This window comes from Piscinibacterium candidicorallinum, assembly GCF_047549485.1.
GTDB classification, from domain to species: Bacteria; Pseudomonadota; Gammaproteobacteria; order Burkholderiales; family Burkholderiaceae_C; genus Piscinibacterium; species Piscinibacterium candidicorallinum.
In genome coordinates this window covers 2,978,004-2,997,710 of record NZ_CP180191.1, presented here as the reverse complement: position 1 = coordinate 2,997,710, position 19,707 = coordinate 2,978,004, and the positions used below count along the sequence as shown (strand labels likewise).

At 66.5% G+C, this 19,707-nt stretch carries 20 protein-coding genes; 16 read left to right on the top strand and 4 right to left on the bottom strand.

Translation table 11 applies throughout. The annotated features are described in order from the left end of the window. The first annotated feature begins 132 nt into the window (after positions 1–132). A complete protein-coding gene (locus ACMDW7_RS13580; RefSeq protein ID WP_377303506.1) occupies positions 133–456 on the top strand; it encodes a hypothetical protein in 324 nt (107 codons plus the stop codon). 86 nt (positions 457–542) lie between these two features. Here the strand turns inward: ACMDW7_RS13580 and ACMDW7_RS13575 are convergent, their stop codons facing one another. The 4 genes from ACMDW7_RS13575 to ACMDW7_RS13560 all read right to left on the bottom strand — a co-directional run bounded on the left by ACMDW7_RS13575 (position 543) and on the right by ACMDW7_RS13560 (position 3,261). Further along, positions 543–902 (bottom strand): hypothetical protein, encoded by a 360-nt coding sequence (locus tag ACMDW7_RS13575; RefSeq protein ID WP_377303508.1) that lies wholly within the window; start codon positions 900–902, stop codon positions 543–545. Positions 903–1,231: 329 nt separating this feature from the next. Continuing rightward, positions 1,232–1,621, bottom strand: a complete 390-nt coding sequence (locus ACMDW7_RS13570; RefSeq protein ID WP_377303510.1) for a hypothetical protein — start codon at positions 1,619–1,621, stop codon at positions 1,232–1,234. Between the two features lie 70 nt (positions 1,622–1,691). Beyond that, positions 1,692–2,279 (bottom strand): recombinase family protein, encoded by a 588-nt coding sequence (locus ACMDW7_RS13565; RefSeq protein WP_377303512.1) that lies wholly within the window; start codon positions 2,277–2,279, stop codon positions 1,692–1,694. A gap of 163 nt (positions 2,280–2,442) precedes the next feature. Continuing rightward, complete coding sequence (locus tag ACMDW7_RS13560) at positions 2,443–3,261, bottom strand: hypothetical protein (RefSeq protein ID WP_377303514.1); 819 nt, start codon at positions 3,259–3,261, stop codon at positions 2,443–2,445. A 622-nt stretch (positions 3,262–3,883) separates the two neighbouring features. Here ACMDW7_RS13560 and ACMDW7_RS13555 point away from each other — a divergent pair. The 15 genes from ACMDW7_RS13555 to pufL all read left to right on the top strand — a co-directional run bounded on the left by ACMDW7_RS13555 (position 3,884) and on the right by pufL (position 19,696). Next, positions 3,884–5,176 carry a DUF3422 family protein gene (locus ACMDW7_RS13555; protein ID WP_377303515.1) on the top strand — a complete coding sequence of 431 codons (1,293 nt, stop codon included), beginning with the start codon at positions 3,884–3,886 and terminating at the stop codon, positions 5,174–5,176. A gap of 53 nt (positions 5,177–5,229) precedes the next feature. After that, the gene (gene bchI, locus ACMDW7_RS13550) at positions 5,230–6,255 is read left to right on the top strand and encodes a magnesium chelatase ATPase subunit I (protein ID WP_377303517.1); all 1,026 of its coding nucleotides are present in this window, start codon (positions 5,230–5,232) and stop codon (positions 6,253–6,255) included. A 49-nt stretch (positions 6,256–6,304) separates the two neighbouring features. After that, the gene (locus ACMDW7_RS13545; RefSeq protein ID WP_414859568.1) at positions 6,305–8,125 is read left to right on the top strand and encodes a magnesium chelatase subunit D; all 1,821 of its coding nucleotides are present in this window, start codon (positions 6,305–6,307) and stop codon (positions 8,123–8,125) included. Next, positions 8,122–9,006 (top strand): alpha/beta fold hydrolase BchO, encoded by an 885-nt coding sequence (gene bchO / locus ACMDW7_RS13540; protein WP_377303521.1) that lies wholly within the window; start codon positions 8,122–8,124, stop codon positions 9,004–9,006. The genes ACMDW7_RS13545 and bchO overlap by 4 nt, the downstream gene beginning before the upstream one ends. A 116-nt stretch (positions 9,007–9,122) precedes the next feature. Beyond that, complete coding sequence (locus ACMDW7_RS13535) at positions 9,123–10,214, top strand: phytoene/squalene synthase family protein (RefSeq protein WP_377303523.1); 1,092 nt, start codon at positions 9,123–9,125, stop codon at positions 10,212–10,214. Between the two features lie 394 nt (positions 10,215–10,608). Then, positions 10,609–11,505, top strand: a complete 897-nt coding sequence (locus tag ACMDW7_RS13530) for a polyprenyl synthetase family protein (protein WP_377303525.1) — start codon at positions 10,609–10,611, stop codon at positions 11,503–11,505. 87 nt (positions 11,506–11,592) lie between these two features. Next, a complete protein-coding gene (locus ACMDW7_RS13525; RefSeq protein ID WP_414859567.1) occupies positions 11,593–12,789 on the top strand; it encodes a methyltransferase in 1,197 nt (398 codons plus the stop codon). A 149-nt stretch (positions 12,790–12,938) separates the two neighbouring features. Beyond that, positions 12,939–13,877 (top strand): chlorophyll synthesis pathway protein BchC, encoded by a 939-nt coding sequence (gene bchC, locus ACMDW7_RS13520; protein WP_377303529.1) that lies wholly within the window; start codon positions 12,939–12,941, stop codon positions 13,875–13,877. Next, positions 13,874–14,887: a chlorophyllide a reductase iron protein subunit X gene (locus tag ACMDW7_RS13515; RefSeq protein WP_377303531.1), complete on the top strand. Its 1,014-nt coding sequence runs from the start codon at positions 13,874–13,876 to the stop codon at positions 14,885–14,887. Before bchC ends, ACMDW7_RS13515 begins: the two co-directional genes overlap by 4 nt. Before the next feature lie 15 nt (positions 14,888–14,902). Then, a complete protein-coding gene (bchY, locus tag ACMDW7_RS13510) occupies positions 14,903–16,438 on the top strand; it encodes a chlorophyllide a reductase subunit Y (RefSeq protein WP_377303533.1) in 1,536 nt (511 codons plus the stop codon). A 37-nt stretch (positions 16,439–16,475) separates the two neighbouring features. Then, positions 16,476–17,936 carry a chlorophyllide a reductase subunit Z gene (bchZ, locus tag ACMDW7_RS13505; RefSeq protein WP_377303535.1) on the top strand — a complete coding sequence of 487 codons (1,461 nt, stop codon included), beginning with the start codon at positions 16,476–16,478 and terminating at the stop codon, positions 17,934–17,936. A gap of 141 nt (positions 17,937–18,077) precedes the next feature. Beyond that, the gene (gene pufB / locus ACMDW7_RS13500) at positions 18,078–18,227 is read left to right on the top strand and encodes a light-harvesting antenna LH1, beta subunit (protein WP_054124827.1); all 150 of its coding nucleotides are present in this window, start codon (positions 18,078–18,080) and stop codon (positions 18,225–18,227) included. A 29-nt stretch (positions 18,228–18,256) separates the two neighbouring features. Next, positions 18,257–18,481: a hypothetical protein gene (locus tag ACMDW7_RS13495; RefSeq protein WP_377303537.1), complete on the top strand. Its 225-nt coding sequence runs from the start codon at positions 18,257–18,259 to the stop codon at positions 18,479–18,481. A gap of 13 nt (positions 18,482–18,494) precedes the next feature. After that, entirely contained in the window at positions 18,495–18,683 is a 189-nt protein-coding gene (gene pufA, locus ACMDW7_RS13490) for a light-harvesting antenna LH1, alpha subunit (RefSeq protein WP_054124826.1), read from the top strand. A 188-nt stretch (positions 18,684–18,871) separates the two neighbouring features. Further along, a complete protein-coding gene (gene pufL, locus ACMDW7_RS13485; RefSeq protein WP_054124825.1) occupies positions 18,872–19,696 on the top strand; it encodes a photosynthetic reaction center subunit L in 825 nt (274 codons plus the stop codon). Positions 19,697–19,707 lie beyond the last annotated feature (11 nt).

Genomic DNA, 19,707 nt, shown 5'->3' with positions numbered 1-19,707 from the left:
TTGTCTTATAGGGGGCGGAAGGGCGGAAAACCGCGCCAGTGCTGGGTTTCCAGCCGGTCGGTCCACCAACTTTCCGCCCACCGGACCGGAAACACGGCACCCGGAATCGGGCCTGATTCAACGGAGGACACCATGCGAGGCAGCCGAGAACTCCACTACTTCCCGGACTCCCAGACCGTCGCCTTCCGGTTGGGGCTGTTGAGCTGCTGCGCCCTGGACTTGAGGGACTGGCAGCGCTTGGAGACCCTGGGGGAGTCGGCTACCTGGACGGTCGGCAGAAGCGGCGGTCGGCCGGTTCCGATGGTCGATCTGCCGGGGCACCGGCCCGCCATCGTGGCGCGACTGCTCCTAGGCGCGGGGCGCTGGCAGCAGGTCCGCTACCGCAACGGCGATGCGTTCGACCTGCGCCGGGGAAACCTGATCCTGTTCGACCGCAGCACGGGCCGGGCGGCTTAGAAACTGGCCGGACTTCCGCAAGGTCGCTTCGCCCCGCCCGCGATCCTGGAATCCCCCCGCACCCCGGTTGCAAGGCCGGGCGGGGGTCAGAAGTTTGCAGAGCCTGGCCGTGTGTCTGAGGCTCTGTTTTTTTCTTCGAGCGCAAGGCGACGCTCGTTGTGGTCAAACACCGCTTTCATGAAGAATTGAATTGCTTGCCAATCGTCTTGCGTGGTGTATGGGTTGCCCTTGAGGTCGAAGTAGCAGCCGAGCAGATTTAGTGCCCGGCTTCGGACTTCGCTCAAGGGCTTCTGTGCGTTAGCCCGCTTTCGGCATTCTCTCGCCAAAGCCTGAAGGCCCTCGGTTCGCGCCCAATCAAACCCCCCGAGTTCGCGGTAGTAGTCCTGATAGGCTTTGCAGAGGGTTTCGCAAAACTCATGTTGCTGTGGCAGCGGCAGGTCCAGCATGAACAATCTCGTGGACTCCATCTCTCCACGCATCAGCGCTACTAGCCCACGATCCATACCGCTGCGAAGGAACCCGAAAACCACAGACGACCTCCATCCAAAGCGTCACTCGCGCAGATGATGCCGAGGCAAGTCCTCAATAGAAAAGATGCGCCGAGATGCTGTAGCTCCGTCGCGACATCCACGCACACCTGCGAGCTGCGGGCGAAAGCCACACAACGTCCAGGAGGCCCGCAGACCTCCAAAACCTCCTGGACTTCCGCGACCCCGCTTCGCCCTGCCCGCGCTCGCAGGTTCCCCCCATCGGCCCCCTCGAACCGGGCCGGGGCTCACCCGATCCGGGTCTCGTTCGGGCCGAAGGTCGGACGCGCAGGCTGCCCCGGCTCCGCGCTCGGCTGCGCCAGCGAACACCACCACGTCTGCTGATAGCCCTGCATCTCGCCCCGGTTATCGGGCAGCCGCTCCCAGCCGCTGATGACCATGATCGCCGGGGTCATATGCACCACCTGAGCATCAATCAGCGTGGGCAGAAGGGGCAGCCGGTTGCCTGGGTCTGCCAGCTCGGCACATCGGGCCACGCGGTTCAGGTGCGGGTCCTTGAGGTCCCGGATCGTCAGGACGCCCTGGTAGATGCCGCCCCTGCGGCCCGTGCTGATCGGACGGCCGCGATGGCGCTGCGCCTGGACGGTAAAGAGGGTCTGAATACTGTTTTTCTGCACAGTATCAGTTATAGCGGAGCGGGAGCGGGGAGGGTCCGCCGCGCCAATCCGCCCCGGTCGGAGCTGCCTGCTAGGCCGCTGCCTTCAGGTACTGGTACAGCGTCTCCCGGCTGATCCCGAACTCTCGTGCCAGCGCGGTGCGGCCCTTGCCTCCCGCAGCCGCGTCGCGGGCCTTGAGGTCCTGGACCCGCTCGGGCGTCAGGGACGGCTTGCGCCCCTTGTAGACCCCTCGCGCCTTGGCCTGTTCGATGCCTTCCTGCTGCCGCTCCCGGATCATGGACCGCTCGAACTCCGCGACGGCCCCGAGGAGCTGGAGTAGCAGCATGGACCGGGCGTCCCGGCCCGGCTCGAAGGTCATGGAATCGCGAACGAATTCGACCCGGACGCCCCGATCCGTGAGCTCCTCAACGATGGTGCGCAGGTCCTTGAGGTTCCGCGCCAGCCGGTCCATCGAATGCACGACGAGCGTGTCTCCTGGCCGCAGGATCGCGCTCTTGGGGTTGCGGAGAGCTTGGAGCTGCGGACGGTTCGTGTCCGAGCCGGACGCCTTGTCTTCGTAGATCGAATCCAGGGCGAGCCCTTCGAGCTGACGGGCGGTGGACTGATCCACGGTCGAGACGCGGCGGTAGCCAATGCGGCGGGCGGTCGAGGCATTCATGCTGAACTCCGAAAAGTGTCAGGATGAACTCTAGACCATGCTCCTATTGCTGTCAAGAAATTGGAGACTGACCCCAATCTGACGGTTTCCGGGGTGGGTGGCTGACGTCAGGAATGGGTATAGGCTAAGTGGACGGGGTGCAGGGTGGCGGCATCAACGCGAGCTACCTTTCGCCGTCATCTCCTAGAAGACCTTTAGGCACAGAAGCAGACCTATCGCGGCCCTGCCAGATTGCGTAGGCGCCAAGAAAGATCATGCTTAGTCCCATCACACCTACGGCGATTCGCGACGCCATCTGCCTGGTACCTTCGCTGACAGCAGAGACACCAATGCTCTCTCGTAATGCGTCCAAGGTCGAGGTAGGCGCGATCGCTGCGAAAAGCAGGAAGCTACTCGCTGCGATCAAGGTGATAGGGAGTCGTAAGTTTCTCCGATGTCTAAGGCCGCGCCAGCCGATTGGGCGGAAACTGATTGTGGTGCCTACAAGTCCGCCTGTTAGATAGACCCCCCAGCTTGGCGCTGTGTGAAGCACTTGAAGCACACACCCGTCGCCGGGATTCATGTGCGAAAAAGACAGTGGGACTTCGCCCGGATGGCTGTCTGATAGCGGCTCAAGCTTGAAGCCACAGCCAACCCCGGCAGTCTTGATGATCCTAGCTTCCAGGATTCGGCCTTCGTCGCGCAGGATCAACCGCACGGGTTCAGACTTGGAGACATCGTCACCACGTAAGGGGGCGTTGCCTGCGTTCCAGAAAACAATTTCTGCAACGGCCAGACGCGGCACTACCTCGCCCTTGTACGTCATGACTAGGTCGCTGGCAGCCGTTTGTAGAACGGGGTCGTGGTATTCGTCTTTACCCAGGGCGCCTACAGCCCTGAACCCGTAGCTAGGCAAAACCGTCTTCGTCTGTAGTCTGAAGATGACGTAAGACACGCCCACGCCGATAAGTAGGCTAATGACGTTGAACCAATCTACGGTCATGCGCGGTCTTCAACTAGTCGAGTACTATGCCACTGTGCCATTTTTCTGTGCCAGCCGCAACGAGCCGCCTGCCGGAAAGCCGCATGGATACTAGTTCTCCGGGACGGTGAAGAGACTTCGATCCTCCTCCGCTCCACCAAACAAATGGGCCGCCCTCGGGTGGCCCATTTGCTTGGTGCAACCGGATCGAACGCCCGACCGATAGGGATGAGGCTGGTCTTCAGACAGCACCTGCGTGCTGTCTGGAGCCTGCCGAATCCGAGGGCCGTACTCGGCCCGAGGTGGGGGAGGCTGGACACCAACAGCACCTGCGTGCTGTCTGGAGCCTGCCGAACGGCTTGGGGCTTGCAAGCCCCAAGCCCTGCGGGAGTTCGATCCGGGCCACTGGCAGGTGGCCCAAGTGCTCGAAGCGGCGAGAGCGGTGGAAACGCGCTGCGCCCTCATCCCCGCGGGGATTCGACCCGCCTCCCCGCCGCCGGCGGCTTTACCTAGCGGGAGGGGGATCAAACTCCTCCCCGCCCGAGCCCCCAAAATCCCCCCCGCCTGTTTGTCGCCGTATCAACTCAGTGACATACTTCACCGACAGGCCTGGCTGACACCGGGCGCGATTACAAGGGCTGCCATGGCACTGCTTCCGCCGGACCATCCGGATCGGTTTGTTCTCGCTGAAGAAGTGCATGCGCGGCCACCGGAGCCGCTGCAGACTCCCGCGCGGGCCAGCTACATCGCCGTGATGGTGGATTCCGATGATCGGGAGCGCGAGCGCATGCACATCGCATCGCTTTGCGAGCGCTTCGCGGTGCCCGGCCCCGGCGCAGGTGCCACGCACTTCAGCGCGCGCCTGGGCACCTTCCGGCTGAAGTGGGAGCGCCACGGCGAATTCTCCGGATACACCTTCTTCGGCCCCGGGCCGTCGGGCGCACCCTTTGCCGATCCGATCACGGCCAGCTTGCCGCCCAACTGGCTGCCCGGCGTGCCCGGCCTGACCCTGTGCGCGGTGCAGGCGGTGCTGCAGGCTGCGCCGGAGCAGACGCCGGATGTCCAGGTGCTGGCCGAGCACTTTTCCGGCAACAGTTTGGTCGGCGCCCAGGTGGGCGATGGTTCGGCCTGGGTCTACACGGACTTTCGCATTCATGACGATGGCGCGGGCCGCCTGCTGCTGTTCAACCGCACCCTGACCAGCCGGCAGGCCGGGCAGATGGTGCAGCGTCTGTTCGAGATCGAGGCATACCGGATGCTCGCACTGCTGGCCCTGCCGATCGCGCGCCGCCAGTCGCCGCGCATCCTGGCCATCGAGCGCGCCTTGGCGGGCCTGACCGACGGCATCGCCCAGGACGTGGGCAATGACGAGACTCTGCTGCAGGAACTCACGCGCCTGGCCGCGGAAGTGGAGAGCGGTCTGGCGGCCAGCCAGTTCCGCTTCGGCGCCTGCAGGGCCTACTTCGAGCTTGTGACTACACGTATTGGCGAACTGCGCGAGGAACGCCTGACCGGCCTGCAGACCATTGGTGAGTTCATGTCGAGGCGCTTCACGCCGGCGGTGCGCACCTGCACCACGGTTTCGCAGCGCCTTCATGATTTGTCCGAGCGGGTCGCACAGGCCAGTGGCCTGCTATCGACGCGGGTGGACATTGCGCGCGAGCGGCAGAACCAGGCGCTGCTGGCGTCCATGGACCGGCGCGCCAAGCTGCAGCTGCGCTTGCAGCAGACGGTGGAAGGCCTCTCGGTCGCGGCCATCGTGTATTACGTCGCTGGTTTGATCAGCTACGTGGCCAAGGGCCTGAAGGCTGGCGGCCTGAAGCTGGATGCGGATGTGGCGGTCGGCGTGGCTGTCCCCGTGCTGGCGGTGTTGGTCCTGCTGGCCGTGCGCCGCGCCCGGCGCAAGATCGTCGAGGGCGAGGCGCAGCTGCATTGAGATTCGCCAGGCCGGTGCGCCGGCTGTCTTGAACCCAAGAGAAAGTGTGCTGAATGAAGGCTCCGTTCCCGTTTTCCGCCATCGTGGCCCAGGAGGAAATGAAGCTGGCCATCCTGATCGCCGCCGTGGACCCCAGCGTGGGCGGCGTGCTGGTGCTGGGTGATCGGGGGACGGGCAAGTCCACGGCAGTGCGCGCCCTGGCGGCCCTGCTTCCGCCCATGAAGGTGGTGGCCGGCTGCGCCTACAACTGCGAGCCTGGCCGTACTGCGGGGTTGTGCGAACAGTGCGGCAACGGTGGGCCGCAAGCGAAGCCCAAGACCCAGACCGTGCCCGTGCCGGTGATCGATCTGCCCCTGGGCGCCACCGAGGACCGCGTGGTGGGCGCGCTCGATCTGGAGCGCGCACTGTCCCAGGGCAGCAAGTCCTTCGAGCCGGGGCTGCTGGCGCGGGCCAACAGGGGCTTTCTCTACATAGATGAAGTCAATCTGCTCGAAGACCATCTGGTTGATCTGCTGATTGATGTGGCCGCCTCCGGCGAAAACCTTGTAGAGCGCGAAGGGCTGAGCATCCGCCACCCTGCGCGCTTCGTGCTGGTGGGCAGCGGCAACCCGGAAGAAGGCGAGCTGCGCCCGCAACTGCTGGATCGCTTCGGCCTGTCCGTTGAAGTACGCACGCCGAGCGATCTGAAGCTGCGCGTGGAAGTCATCAAGCGGCGCGATGCTTACGAGCGCGATTCCGAGGGATTTGCCGCGCAGTGGAAGAAGGAAGAAGACAGGGTGCGCAGGCGCATCACCCAGGCGCGCACGCGAATCGAGAAAGTCCGTATTCCGGACGCCGTGCTGGAGCAGGCCGCGAGCCTGTGCATGAAGCTGGGCACTGACGGGTTGCGCGGCGAGCTCACGCTCATGCGCGCGGCGCGTGCCGTGGCTGCGCTCGACGGGCTGGAGGAAGTGGGCATGGCGCAACTGCGCCAGGTGGCGGCGCCCGCGCTGCGGCACCGCCTGCGCCGCAATCCGCTGGATGACGCGGGCTCCACCACCCGGGTCGAGCGCGCCTGCGCCGAGCTTTTTGCGGCTTGAGGCACCGAGCGCCGATGGCTGCGCGCACGCCGCATCAACCTTGATCGCCATGCAAGCGGCAAACCCATCTGACACGCAGCCGATGGACGGCGAGCTGAGCGCCTGGGCACTGGCCTGCCTGGCCGCGCAGGTATTTGCGCTGGACCCCGCGGGCTGCGGGGTGCTGGTGCTGCGTGCGCAGGCCGGGCCGGCACGCGAGCGCTGGCTGGCCGTGCTGCAGAACCTGCTACCGGCCGGGCAGCGCATGAGACGCCTTCCTCTGCATGCCACGCAGGACCGTCTGCTCGGCGGGTTGGATCTTGCAGCGACGCTACAGCAGGGCCGGCCCGTCGTGCAGCGCGGCGTGCTGGCCGAAGTCGACGGCGGCGTGCTGCTTGTGCCCATGGCCGAGCGCATGCCGCGCGCCATGGTGTCCAGCCTTGTGGGTGTGCTGGATGCCGGTGAACTCGTCACCGAGACCGAAGGCGTCTCCATGCGTGCGCCATGCCGTCTGGGCGTGGTGCTGCTCGACGAGAGCCAGGGCGACGGTGATCTGCTTGCTGCGGCGCTGCTGGAGCGGGCCAGTCTGGTGATCGACCTGAGCACGGTCAGCATGACCGATCTGCACGGCGAGGAGTCTTATGGCATGGACGCGGCCGAGATCGAACGCATCCGGCCGCGCATCGGCTTTGTGCAGGTGGGTGAGAGCGAGGCAGAGGCCGTGTGCGCGATTGCTGCCGCCCTCGGCTTGCAGTCCCTGCGCGCACCGTTGCAGGTGCTGCGCGTGGCACGCCTGCTGGCTGCGCTGATTGGCGAGCGCGCGGTGGATGCCGCGGTGCTCAAGCAGGCGGTGCAGCTGAGCCTGCTGCTACGGGCGACGCGCGTGCCGCAACTGCCGCCCAGCGACGACGAACGCCAAGACGAGCCCCCGCCCGAGCCGCCACCCACACAGAACAATGCAGAAGACCCGCCACCTGCCGCGGACGCACCGGAGCAGGAGGTCAGCGAGCTGCCGGACCAAGTGCTTGAAGCTGCCGTGGCAGACCTGCCGGCCGATCTGCTCGCCCGCCTCAAGCTCAACGAGCTGCGTTTGCGCCAGCGGGGCAGCGCCGGGCGCGCCGGCGCGCTGCAGCGCGTGGCCCAGCGGGGCCGCAGCGTGGGCACGCGCCGCGGAGACCCGCGACAGGGCCTGCGCCTGCACCTGATCGACACCCTGCGTGCCGCTGCGCCCTGGCAGCGTGTTCGTCAGGCGGCGCGTCCGCGGCCCGGTCTGCAGGTGCGGCCCCAGGACTTCCGGGTGCATCGTTACCAGCAGCGTCGCGAGACAACCACCGTGTTTCTGGTCGATGCCTCCGGGTCTGCGGCCTTGCATCGCCTGGCCGAGGCCAAGGGCGCGGTCGAGCTCATGCTGGCCGAGTGCTATGTGCGGCGCGACCGTGTGGCGGTGCTCGCCTTCCGCGGCAAGGGGGCCGAGGTGCTGCTGCCGCCCACCCGCTCCCTGGTGCGTGCCAAGCGCAGCCTGGCCGGGCTGCCCGGTGGCGGCGGCACACCGCTGGCCAGCGGGCTGCTGGCGGCGGCGGAGATGACCGAGGCCCTGCGCCGGCAAGGGCAGAGCGTGGTGCTGGTGGTGCTGACTGATGGGCGCGCCAACGTGGGCCGCACCGGCCAGCCGGGGCGCGAGCAGGCCTTCAAGGACGCGCTCGATGCGGCCACGGTGCTGGCCGGGCAGCAGCTGGCCGCGCTGGTGGTGGATACCTCCCCGCAGCCGCAGGCCCTGGCCGAGCAACTGGCCGACCGGATGCAGGCGGCTTACCTGCCCCTGCCGCACGCGCGCTCGAATGACCTGTCTGCAGCCGTGCTTGCGGCGCAGCGCGCGCAGGGCGGCGCATGAGCGCTCGGGTTGCTGCGCTGGCATGGCCGCAGGATGCGACCGACTGGCCGCTGCGCAACTGGAGCGAGATGGTCGAAGCCGGCGGCATGCGCTGGCATGTGCAGCGTAGCCCGGTGCGGGCGCGGCGCCCTCTGGCGGTGCTGATCCACGGCACCGGCGCATCCACGCACTCCTGGGCCGCGCTGGCGCAGCTGATTGCGCAGGACATGGACGTGCTCAGCATGGACCTGCCGGGCCATGCGTTTACCTCGCCGGTGGCGCAAGGCGAGCCCACGCTGCCGCGCCTGGCGCAGGCGGTGGGTGCGCTGCTGGCAGCATTGAAGCTGGAGGTCGATCTGATGGTCGGCCACTCGGCAGGCGCTGCGATTGGCGCGCAGATGTGCCTGGATGGCGCATGCGCGCCGCGGCGCCTGGTGAGTCTGAACGGCGCCTGGTTTCCGTTTGCCGGCTTTCCTGGCAGCTTTTTTTCACCCATGGCCAAGCTGCTCGCCCTGAACCCCTTTGTGCCGCAGCTGTTTGCCTGGCGCGCAGGCAGCGACGCCGTGATCGACAAGCTGCTTGCTGCGACGGGTTCGGAGGTGGACGCGCAAAGCCGGGCGATCTATGCCCGCCTGCTGCGCAATCCGCGCCATGCCGCGGGCGCATTGGCCATGATGGCCTGCTGGGATCTGAAGCCTCTGCAGGGCCGGCTGGGCCAGCTCGCCGTGCCCTTGCAGCTGCTGGTGGGGGCACAGGACCACATGGTCTCGCCCGAGCAGGCGCGCAGCGTGCATGCGCTGCAGCCGCTCGCGCAGATCGAGACCCTGGACGGCCTCGGGCATCTGGCGCATGAGGAAGACGCTGCGCGCGTCTGGGCTGCGATCCGGGCGCATGCGGTCTAGGTGTTCTCCACAGCGCTGCGGATGGCCGATTGCTCAGGTTGTCAATCCAGATTGACACGCCTACCATGCGCTGATTACGTTCGCGGGCGTTTGCGCTCGCTTTGCGAGACCAGCCGATGAGCGCAAGAGACGTCATGCCCATGGAAGCGATGCGGGACCCCGCGCAGGACGGCCGGGATCTACTGGCCTGCAAGGCGCTGCTGCGAGATGGTTCGCGCACCTTTCTTGCGGCCTCGCATCTGCTGCCGCGCGACACGCGCGATGCCGCCTGTGCGCTCTATGCCTTCTGCCGGCTGGCGGACGACGCAGTCGATCTCGGCGGGGCGCCCGAGCAGGCCGTCGCCCAGCTGCGCGCGCGTCTGGACGGCATCTATGCCGGCCAGCCCCAGGACATCCCCGCAGACCGCGCGCTGGCTGTGGTGGCGCGCCGCCACGAGCTGCCCCGCGGCCTGCTGGACGCGCTGATCGAGGGCTTTGAGTGGGACGCGCAGCGCCGCCGCTATGCCGACGTGGACGGCGTGATGGCCTACTCCGCGCGCGTGGCGGGCGCGGTGGGCGCGATGATGGCCGTGCTGATGGGCGTGCGCGACCGCCCGACCCTGCAGGCCGCCTGCGATCTGGGCGTGGCCATGCAACTCTCGAACATCGCGCGCGACGTGGGCGAGGACGCCCGCGCCGGGCGTCTGTACCTGCCGCTGGACTGGCTGCGCGAGCAGGGCATCGACCCCGAGGCCTGGCTGGCGCAGCCGCAGTTCGATGCGCGCATCGGCAGCGTGGTGCAGCGCCTGCTGCGTCTGGCCGATGAGCTCTATGCGCGGGGTGATGCGGGCATCCGCGCGCTGCCGCGGGGCTGTCAGGTGGGCGTGCTGGCCGCGAGCCGCCTGTACGCGGAGATTGGCCGGCAAGTGGCCCGCAACCGCTATGACTCCGTGAGCGTGCGGGCCGTCGTCTCCGGGCGGCGCAAGCTGCAGGTGCTGGGCAACGCCTGGGTGTCCGGCCTGGCGGCGCAGCTGGCGAGCGTGAGCCCGGCGGCGGCGCAGACCGCCTTCCTGCTCGATGCCGTGCCGCCGCGCCAGCACCGCTACCTGCACCTGCGCACGAGTCTGGTGCCCTGGTGGCGCTTGCGCACGCGCGCCCTGCGCATGCTCGATATCGTCGAGCAGCTGGAGACGCGCAAGTTCGTGCGGCGGCAGGATCTCACCGGCTAGCCACGCGCTTCACATCGCGGTTCAACCGGCGCTTCATATAGCGCCTTTTCGGCCATGCTGATCCGCTGATTTCAGCCAACCTGCATCCTGGAGGCTGGTGGCGGCTTTCCGCATGCAGCGTGCGGATCTCGGGGTGTTCAGGCTCTCTGAAGCCCGAATATCCATCCTTATCAGCCTCATCAATCAATCACTATCAGCCAAATTCAGACTCTCGGCGGTGCATCGGCCGCGCAAGTCTCGCTTGCGTCGCAGGCCCGGCCGAGGCCGCCGGGACGCCCAGTCTGTCAACCTCGATTGACGCTACTCTGCGAACTGTCTATAACAACTTACATTGACGGGTGACATGAACGCGTGACACGGGTGACGCAGTCTCCGCCGATGGCGAGGAGTTCGCATGCGATCCAAGGCGCTCATCGAGCAGGCTCTCGAGTCTGCAGTCACCACGTCTGAGGCACAGGGTTGCCCGCCGCGCCTGGCTGCCGCCGTGCGCCATGCGGTGTTTCCGGGCGGCGCGCGCATTCGCCCTCAGCTGTGCATGGCCGTGTCGATGGCCTGCGGCAACGACGACCCGCGCCTGACCATGGCGGCGGCCGCCGCGATCGAGTTGCTGCACTGCGCCTCGCTCGTGCATGACGATCTGCCCTGCTTTGACAACGCGGCCACACGGCGCGGCCAGCCCTCAGTGCAGGCGGCGTACGGCGAGCGCCTTGCGGTACTCGCAGGCGACGCGCTGATCGTGATGGCCTTTCAGCAGTTCGCCACAAGCGGCGCGCAGCATTGCGAGCGCGTCGCGCCGGTGCTCGGCACCGTGGTGCAGGGTGTGGGCATGCCCACCGGCATCGTCGCGGGGCAGGCCTGGGAGTGCGAGCCGCGTGTTTCGCTCGCGGAGTACCAGCGCGCCAAGACCGGCGCGCTGTTCACGGCCGCCACGCGCGCCGGCGCACTGGCTGCCGGTGCCCGCGCCGAGCCCTGGGCCTATCTGGGCGACTGGCTGGGCGAGGCCTACCAGGTGGCCGATGACATCCGCGACGTGATTGCCGATCCGAAGATGCTCGGCAAACCGATCGGACAGGACGCCACGCACGGGCGCCCCAGTGCCGCGGCTGAGCTCGGCTTGGGCGGCGCGGTGGAGCACTTCGATCGCCTGGTGGCCCAGGCGATCGCGTCCATCCCGCCCTGTGCGGGTGCCCCGCAGCTGCGGCAACTGGTGCAGATGGAAAGCGAGCGCCTCGTGCCCCTGTCCATGACAACCACGGCGGGTGTGGTGCGTCGCCCGGTGGTGCTTGCGTGAACCCTTGCCTGAAGGCGATCGCTCATCGCCGTTGGATCTCCGCGACGCAGCCTCCGGGCTGCGCGCAAGCTGCGGAGGCGCAGCGCCATGGCCTCTGAAGACACGCACAACGGAATGGCTCACGGCACTGCTGCGACAGCCAGCGCGGCCGCACCCGCGAGCTGGATGGACCGCCTGCTCGCGCTGCGCGACCGCACGGTGGCCAAGCGCTCGTTTCAGCGTGCGGTGGCGTCCAACCCGTTCACGCGCTTCATCGCAAGGCGCAAGAGCCGCGATCTGTTCGATCTCGTCGCCGGCTTTGTGTACTCGCAGGTGTTGCTGGCCTGCGTGCAGCTCAAGCTCTTTGATCTGCTGATTGAATCTCCCCTGACCCTGGAGCAGATCGCTGCGCGCACCGGTCTGCCGCTGGACGGTGCGCGCCGTCTGGTGGATGCTGCCGTGGCCCTGCGCCTGTTCGAGCGGCGCAGCGGCGGACGCATCGGCCTGGGCGAGCTTGGCGCGCCCATGGTGGGCAATGAGGCTGTCGGCACGATGGTCGAGCACCACGTGGCCCTGTACGCCGATCTGTCCGACCCCGTGCGTCTGTTTCGCGGCGAGCGGGGCGAGGGTGACCTGGCGCGCTACTGGCCCTATGCAGCCGCCAACCCGGGCCAGCCCGCGGCACTGGATGCCGAGCGGGTGGCGGCCTACTCCGCGCTGATGTCGGCCTCGCAGCCGCTCGTCACTGACGAGATCTTCAGCGTCTATGACCTCGGCCAGCATCGCCGCCTTCTCGATGTGGGCGGTGGCGAGGGGCGCTTTGTCCGCGCGGTTGCGGCGCGCTACCCGAAGCTTGATCTGACGCTGTTCGACCTGCCTGCCGTGGCGGCCCGGGCGCGTGTCCAGAACGAACTGCACGGGCTGGGCGGCCGGATCGCGACCTGCGGGGGCAGCTTTCTCGACGATGAACTGCCGCGCGGCGCCGACATCGCCACCCTGGTCCGTGTGATCTTTGACCACCCTGACGAACGCGCCATGCACATCCTGCGCGCCGTGCATCGTGCGCTGCCGGCCGGCGGCACGCTGCTGCTGGCCGAGCCACTCTCCGGCACGCCGGGCGCAGAGCGCATGGGCGACGCGTACTTCGGCGTCTATCTGCTCGCCATGGGCCGCGGCCGCGCGCGCACATTCGATGCCATGGCGAGCCTGCTCACCCAGGCCGGTTTCACGGGCGTTCGCAAGCTGCACACCGACATGCCGCTGCACACCGCCGTGATCTTGGCCACTGTCCACGACAAAACCTGAGTGCTTGTGTAAGTTTTGCTTGACACTGTATTTGGTAATCATAAGATGACACTTAGAACACTGCAGTCGCGTCAAGCCATGTTGACTTGGCACTGCAGTGCGCACGGAGAGCGGGGCGCTGCCCACGCATCCATGCAAGGAGCGCGGGTGTGAACACGGTCGCAGTGGTCATGGAACAACCGGAACGGGTCAGCTTGACACCGGTGTCCCTGAGTGCGCCCACCGAGGCTGATGTCGTCGTGGACATGATGTGGTCGGGCATCAGCACCGGCACCGAACGCCTGCTCTGGACGGGCCGCATGCCCGCCTTCCCCGGCATGGGCTATCCGCTCGTTCCCGGCTATGAGTCCGTTGGGCGTGTGGCAGGGGCTGGCGCGAAGTCCGGCCTGCGCAGCGGCGACCTTGTATTCGTGCCGGGAGCCAAGTGCTTCGGCGAAGTGCGCGGTCTCTTCGGCGGCAGCGCAGCGCGTGTCGTCGTACCCGGTGCGCGCGTGATCGAGATCCCCGAGCAGCTTGGCGAGCACGGCGTGCTGCTTGCGCTGGCCGCCACCGCGCACCATGCGATCGTGACAGGGCAGGGCGCACAGCCCGAGCTGATCGTCGGCCATGGTGTGCTGGGCCGCCTGATCGCGCGCTTGGCCATGCTCTCCGGCGCGCAGCCGACCGTGTGGGAAACCAACCCCGTGCGCCAGAGCGGCGCCGCGGGCTACCGCGTCATTCACCCCGATGAGGACACGCGCCGTGATTACCACTGCATCGTCGATGTCAGTGGCGACGCTGACCTGATCGACACGCTGATCGCGCGGCTCGCGCCTGGTGGCGAGGTCGTGCTCGCGGGGTTCTATGCCGGATCGGTGAGCTTCAACTTTGCACCAGCGTTCATGCGCGAGGCGCGCCTGCGCATCGCTGCTCAGTGGCAGCCCGCCGACCTGCAGGCCGTGACCGGCCTGGTGCGTACCGGCCGCCTGGACCTGACCGGCTTGATCACGCACCGCTCCGAGCCGCAGCGCGCGGAAGAGGCCTATCGCACCGCGTTCAGCGACGCCGCGTGCCTGAAGATGATTCTGGACTGGAGAGCACTGTCATGAGCAACCCGAGCGGCGTGATCGCCCCTGTGCAGTTCATGCAGATGGAGCGCCTGCGTGCCGAAGCTGCGGTCGAGCCGGATGCGCCCTCTACCGGCCCGGTGACCAAGGAAACGCAGATCATCGCGATCTACGGCAAGGGCGGTATCGGCAAGAGCTTCACCCTGGCCAACCTGAGCTACATGATGGCCCAGCAGGGCAAGAAGGTGCTGCTGATCGGCTGCGATCCCAAGAGCGACACCACCAGCCTGCTGTTCGGCGGCAAGGCCTGTCCGACCATCATCGAGACCAGCAGCAAGAAGAAGTTGGCCGGCGAAAGCGTCAGCATCGGTGACGTCTGCTTCAAGCGCGACGGCGTCTTTGCCATGGAACTAGGTGGCCCTGAAGTCGGGCGGGGCTGTGGCGGGCGCGGGATCATCCACGGCTTCGAGACCCTCGAGAAACTGGGCTTCCACGACTGGGGCTTCGACTACGTGCTGCTCGACTTCCTGGGCGACGTCGTCTGCGGCGGCTTCGGTCTGCCGATCGCGCGCGACATGTGCCAGAAGGTGATCGTGGTCGGCAGCAATGACCTGCAGAGCCTGTACGTAGCCAACAACGTGTGCAGCGCGGTGGAGTACTTCCGCAAGCTGGGCGGCAACGTCGGCGTGGCGGGCATGGTCATCAACAAGGACGACGGCACCGGCCAGGCGCAGGCCTTCGCGCAGAACGCCGGCATCCCGGTACTGGCCTCGATCCCTGCGCACGAGGACATCCGCCGCAAGAGTGCGTCCTACGACATCATCGGCAAGCCCGGTGGTCAGTGGGGCCCGCTGTTCGAGGAACTCGCACTGAATGTGGCGCTTGCGCCGCCTGTGCGCCCCAAGCCGCAGACTCAGGACGAACTGCTGGGCCTGTTCGCAAGCGACGCGGTCGGGCGTGATGTGGTGCTTGAGCCTGCGACCGTCAAGGACATGCTCGGCCGCGAAGACGTGGTCAAGCCCACGCTCGAAGTCATCTACGACGCCGCCTGAGAGCACGACCCATCCATGGCCGAACAGAACCCCGCCGTCCCCAACCCCGAAGCCCTCAAGGCTGACGGCATGGGTTGCCATGCCGGGCGCGACGCCATGCGCGAAGCCGCCCAGCAAGCCGGCAAGACCGAGGTGCTGCAGCGCTACGCCAAGGACTACCCACTGGCGCCGCAGGCCGGACCGCACGACCAGCCGCAGAGCATGTGCCCGGCCTTCGGCTCGCTGCGTGTGGGTCTGCGTATGCGCCGCACGGCCACCATCCTGTCCGGCTCCGCCTGCTGCGTATACGGCCTGACCTTCACTTCTCACTTCTACGGTGCGCGGCGCAGCGTGGGCTACGTGCCCTTCAACTCCGAGACGCTCGTCACAGGCAAGCTGTTCGAAGACATCCGGGACGCGGTGCATCAGGAAGCGGACCCGGCCAAGTACGACGCGATCGTCATCATCAATCTCTGCGTGCCCACCGCCAGCGGCGTGCCGCTGCAGCTGCTGCCGCGCGAGATCAACGGTGTGCGGATCATTGGCATCGACGTGCCGGGCTTCGGTGTACCGACCCACGCCGAGGCCAAGGATGTGCTGGCTGGCGCCATGCTGCGCTACGCACGGCAGGAAGTGCTGGCCGGGCCGGTGCAGGCGCCGCGCGCTGGCCGCAGCGACAAGCCGACTATCGCTCTGCTGGGCGAGATGTTCCCGGCTGATCCGGTCGGCGTTGGCATGCTGCTGGCGCCTATGGGTCTGGCCGCAGGACCTGTCGTGCCCACCCGCGAGTGGCGCGAACTCTATGCCGCGCTGGACTGCGCCGCCGTGGCTGCGATCCATCCCTTCTACACCGCCAGCATCCGCGAGTTCGAGGCTGCGGGCCGCCCCGTGGTCGGGTCCGCGCCTGTGGGCTACGAGGGCACTGAATCCTGGCTGCAGGCTATCGGCATGGCGGCGGGTGTGGCGCAGGACAGGATTGACGCGGCCAAGAACCAGTGGCTGCCCGCGATCAAGGGTGCATTGAGCAAGACGCCGATCAAGGGCCGCATCACGCTCTCGGGCTACGAAGGCTCCGAGCTGCTGGTCGGGCGCCTGCTCGTGGAAAGCGGAGCCGACCTGCGCTACGTGGGCAGCGCCTGCCCCAAGACGGCTTTCAGCCAGGCAGATCTGGACTGGCTGACCGCGCGCGGCGTACACGTGCAGTTCCGTGCCTCGCTGGAGCAGGACCTTGCTGCGATGGCCGAGTTCAAGCCGGACCTCGCTATCGGCACCACGCCGGTAGTGCAGGCCGCCAAGCAGGCCACCATTCCCGCGCTGTACTTCACGAACCTCATTTCTGCGCGCCCGTTGATGGGCCCGGCGGGGGCAGGTTCACTGGCCCAGGTGATCAACGCAGCAATCGCCAACAAGGGCCGTTTCGACGAGATGAAGGCCTTCTTCGGCGAGACCGGCGCGGGCTTTGCGTCTGGCGTATGGGAAGGCGTGCCGCAAGACAGGCCGGACTTCCGCGAGCACACGCGGCGGCATGTGATCAAGCTGCAGAAGAAGCGCAAGGCGGAGGAGATGATCTGATGCCGAATGTGACTTTGTGTCGGGTGGAGGGCCGCGCATGAGCCTCGTCCTCGATCATGACCGCGCCGGTGGCTACTGGGGCGCCGTCTACGTGTTCACGGCCATCAAGGGCCTGCAGGTCGTCATTGACGGCCCGGTGGGTTGCGAGAACCTGCCCGTGACCAGCGTGCTGCACTACACCGACGCGCTGCCGCCGCACGAGCTGCCGATCGTGGTGACCGGGCTGGCCGAAGAGCAGCTCGGCCGCGAAGGCACCGAAGGCGCGATGAAGCGCGCCCATGCGACGCTGGACCCCGACCTGCCCGCCGTGGTTGTGACCGGATCGATCGCCGAGATGATCGGCGGCGGTGTCACGCCGGAAGGCACCAACATCCAGCGCTTCCTGCCGCGCACTATCGATGAAGACCAGTGGCAGTGTGCCAACCGGGCGATGTACTGGCTGTGGTCCGAGTACGGCCTGCGCAAGGTGCCTGAGCGCGTACGCAAGCAGGGTGAGCGGCCCCGCGTGAACATCATCGGGCCGAGCTATGGCGTCTTCAATTCGCCAAGTGATCTCGCCGAGATCCGCCGCCTGGTGCAAGGCATCGGCGCTGAAGTGAACATGGTCTTTCCGCTCGGCAGCCATCTGGCCGATGTATCCCGTCTGGTCGAAGCGGATGTGAACATCTGCATGTACCGCGAGTTCGGCCGCATGCTTTGCGAGGCGCTCGATCGCCCCTACCTGCAGGCGCCGATCGGGCTGCACTCGACCACACGCTTCCTGCGCAAGCTGGGCGAGCTGCTGGGTCTGGACCCTGAGCCCTTCATCGAGCGCGAGAAGCACACCACGATCAAGCCCGTGTGGGACCTGTGGCGTTCAGTCACGCAGGATTTCTTCGGCACGGCGAGCTTTGGTGTTGTGGCGAACGAGACCTACTCGCGCGGCATCCGTCACTTCCTGGAAGACGAGATGGGGCTGCCCTGCAACTTCGCAGTGGCGCGCATCCCCGGCCAGAAGACTGACAACGCCGCAGTCCGTGCCATGGTGCAGGAGCGGCCGCCGCTGGTGCTGTTCGGCTCCTACAACGAGCGCATGTATCTCGCCGAGATCGGTGGGCGCGCGGCCTATATCCCGGCGTCGTTCCCGGGCGCGGTGATTCGCAGGCACACCGGCACGCCTTTCATGGGCTACGCGGGCGCTACGTATCTCGTGCAGGAGTTCTGCAACGCGCTGTTCGATGCGCTGTTCCACATCCTGCCCTTGGGTACGGACATGGATCGTGTGGATGCCACACCGGCACGCGCGGACGCTGCGGACGCGCCGCGCCTGTGGGAGAGCGAAGCGCAGCAGTTGCTCGATGAATTCGTGCGCGCCGAGCCCGTGTTGGTCCAGATCTCTGCAGCGAAGAAGTTGCGCGACCGCGCTGAGCAGGACGCGCGCACCGCCGGAGAAGCACTGATCACCGCCGCCCGTGTGAAGGCTGCACGCGCCGCATTGCGTTCGGGGGCCCCGGCATGAAGGTCTCCAGCGCCAACTCATTCTCATTGCCCGGCAGCTTGCCGGGCGCACCGAATGTCGGACCCCTCGGGGCACGGCTGCCTAAGCCACGCGGGCATTGCGCGGTAACGGCCGATAGGCCAGCTTGAAGGAGCAATTCCTATGAGTGACAGAAAAGGCTCGATTTCCGGCCTTACCGACGAGGAAGCTCAGGAGTTCCACAAGTATTGGGTGCAAGGCTTCGTCGGCTTTACCGCCGTCGCTGTCGTCGCACACTTTCTCGTGTGGATCTGGCGTCCCTGGTTCCACTAAGGCAATTCCCACCTGACTAGAGGTTTGTCATGTCCCAACCAAGCAATGACACGCTGCAAGAGATGATGAAGAACGACTCCGTGTCGTTCAACGGCATCTTTTTGGCGAGCTTTGTGGTGCTTCTGGCGATTGCCCTCATCGCCCAGATTCTCACGTGGAAGTGGCGACCCTGGTTACCGGGTGCAGAGGGCGAAAAGTCGTTGATCGATGACGTGAGGGCAGCGGTCTATTCCTTCATGTCCTACCTTCAATAAGGAGAGTCTCACCATGTGGCGAATTTGGCGTTTGTACGACCCACTCAGAGCCATGGTTGCACAGGGCGTGTTCCTGTTCGGCCTGGCCGCAATGATCCACCTCATTCTCCTGAGCACGGATCGCTTCAACTGGCTCGACGGCCCGAAGAAGGCCCCGAGCACATCGGCGCAAAACGCGCCGATGCCGGCGCCCAAGCAGTAAGGACTGGTCGCAGGGTCTTCGGGCTGGGCAGACCGGCAGGTCTGTTCAGCCCGACGAGGCCTTCACCCTGGACGGCCGCAATTTTCTGAAGGCTTCACCGCCGTAGACGTACCAGCCGCGCGCAGGTCAGCTTGACCGTGCACACGGGGACGAACCGCAGGGTTCGCGCGCAATGTGGGGACAGAATCATGGCAATGCTCAACTTTGAGAGGAAGTACCGAGTACGCGGCGGCACCCTGATCGGCGGCGATCTGTTCGACTTCTGGGTCGGACCGTTCTATGTCGGGTTCTTTGGCGTCACCACGATCTTCTTTGCCGTGCTGGGCACGGTGCTCATTCTCTGGGGTGCCTCGCAGGGGCCCACATGGAATGTCTGGCAGATCAACATCGCGCCGCCCGACCTGAAATACGGCTTGCGCCTTGCGCCGCTGATGGAGGGCGGCCTCTGGCAGCTCATCACGGTGTGCGCGATCGGTGCCTTTGGCTCCTGGGCGCTGCGTGAGGTGGAGATCTGCCGAAAGCTGGGCATGGGCCTGCATGTGCCCTTTGCATTCTCCATGGCGATCTTTGCCTACGTGACCCTGGTGGTGATCCGTCCGGTGCTGATGGGCGCCTGGGGGCACGGATTCCCGTACGGCATCCTGAGCCACCTCGACTGGGTCTCGAACACGGGCTACCAGTACCTGCACTTTCACTACAACCCCGCGCACATGATCGCGGTGAGCTTCTTCTTTGCCACCACGTTTGCGCTCTCACTGCACGGCGCGCTGGTGCTGTCTTCGACCAACCCCAAGAAGGGCGAGCTGGTGAAGACCCCGGAGCATGAGGACACCTTCTTCCGCGACAGCATCGGCTACTCGATCGGCACCCTGGGCATTCACCGGCTGGGCCTGTTTCTCGCCTTGTCTAGCGGGTTCTGGAGTGCGGTCTGCATCGTCATCAGCGGACCGTTCTGGACGCGCGGGTGGCCCGAGTGGTGGGGCTGGTGGCTGGCCCTGCCGATCTGGCGCTAGCACGGAACCTT

Coding starts and splice junctions, on each gene's coding strand:
- pufA (WP_054124826.1), top strand. CDS start 18,495: ATGTGGCGAATTTGGCGTTTGTACGACCCACTCAGAGCCATGGTTGCA.
- ACMDW7_RS13515 (WP_377303531.1), top strand. CDS start 13,874: ATGAGCAACCCGAGCGGCGTGATCGCCCCTGTGCAGTTCATGCAGATG.
- ACMDW7_RS13575 (WP_377303508.1), bottom strand. CDS start 902: ATGCTGGACCTGCCGCTGCCACAGCAACATGAGTTTTGCGAAACCCTC.
- ACMDW7_RS13560 (WP_377303514.1), bottom strand. CDS start 3,261: ATGACCGTAGATTGGTTCAACGTCATTAGCCTACTTATCGGCGTGGGC.
- ACMDW7_RS13530 (WP_377303525.1), top strand. CDS start 10,609: ATGCGATCCAAGGCGCTCATCGAGCAGGCTCTCGAGTCTGCAGTCACC.
- bchI (WP_377303517.1), top strand. CDS start 5,230: ATGAAGGCTCCGTTCCCGTTTTCCGCCATCGTGGCCCAGGAGGAAATG.
- bchY (WP_377303533.1), top strand. CDS start 14,903: ATGGCCGAACAGAACCCCGCCGTCCCCAACCCCGAAGCCCTCAAGGCT.
- ACMDW7_RS13535 (WP_377303523.1), top strand. CDS start 9,123: ATGAGCGCAAGAGACGTCATGCCCATGGAAGCGATGCGGGACCCCGCG.
- ACMDW7_RS13565 (WP_377303512.1), bottom strand. CDS start 2,279: ATGAATGCCTCGACCGCCCGCCGCATTGGCTACCGCCGCGTCTCGACC.
- pufB (WP_054124827.1), top strand. CDS start 18,078: ATGAGTGACAGAAAAGGCTCGATTTCCGGCCTTACCGACGAGGAAGCT.
- ACMDW7_RS13545 (WP_414859568.1), top strand. CDS start 6,305: ATGCAAGCGGCAAACCCATCTGACACGCAGCCGATGGACGGCGAGCTG.
- bchO (WP_377303521.1), top strand. CDS start 8,122: ATGAGCGCTCGGGTTGCTGCGCTGGCATGGCCGCAGGATGCGACCGAC.
- bchZ (WP_377303535.1), top strand. CDS start 16,476: ATGAGCCTCGTCCTCGATCATGACCGCGCCGGTGGCTACTGGGGCGCC.
- ACMDW7_RS13525 (WP_414859567.1), top strand. CDS start 11,593: ATGGCCTCTGAAGACACGCACAACGGAATGGCTCACGGCACTGCTGCG.
- ACMDW7_RS13495 (WP_377303537.1), top strand. CDS start 18,257: ATGTCCCAACCAAGCAATGACACGCTGCAAGAGATGATGAAGAACGAC.
- ACMDW7_RS13555 (WP_377303515.1), top strand. CDS start 3,884: ATGGCACTGCTTCCGCCGGACCATCCGGATCGGTTTGTTCTCGCTGAA.
- pufL (WP_054124825.1), top strand. CDS start 18,872: ATGGCAATGCTCAACTTTGAGAGGAAGTACCGAGTACGCGGCGGCACC.
- ACMDW7_RS13580 (WP_377303506.1), top strand. CDS start 133: ATGCGAGGCAGCCGAGAACTCCACTACTTCCCGGACTCCCAGACCGTC.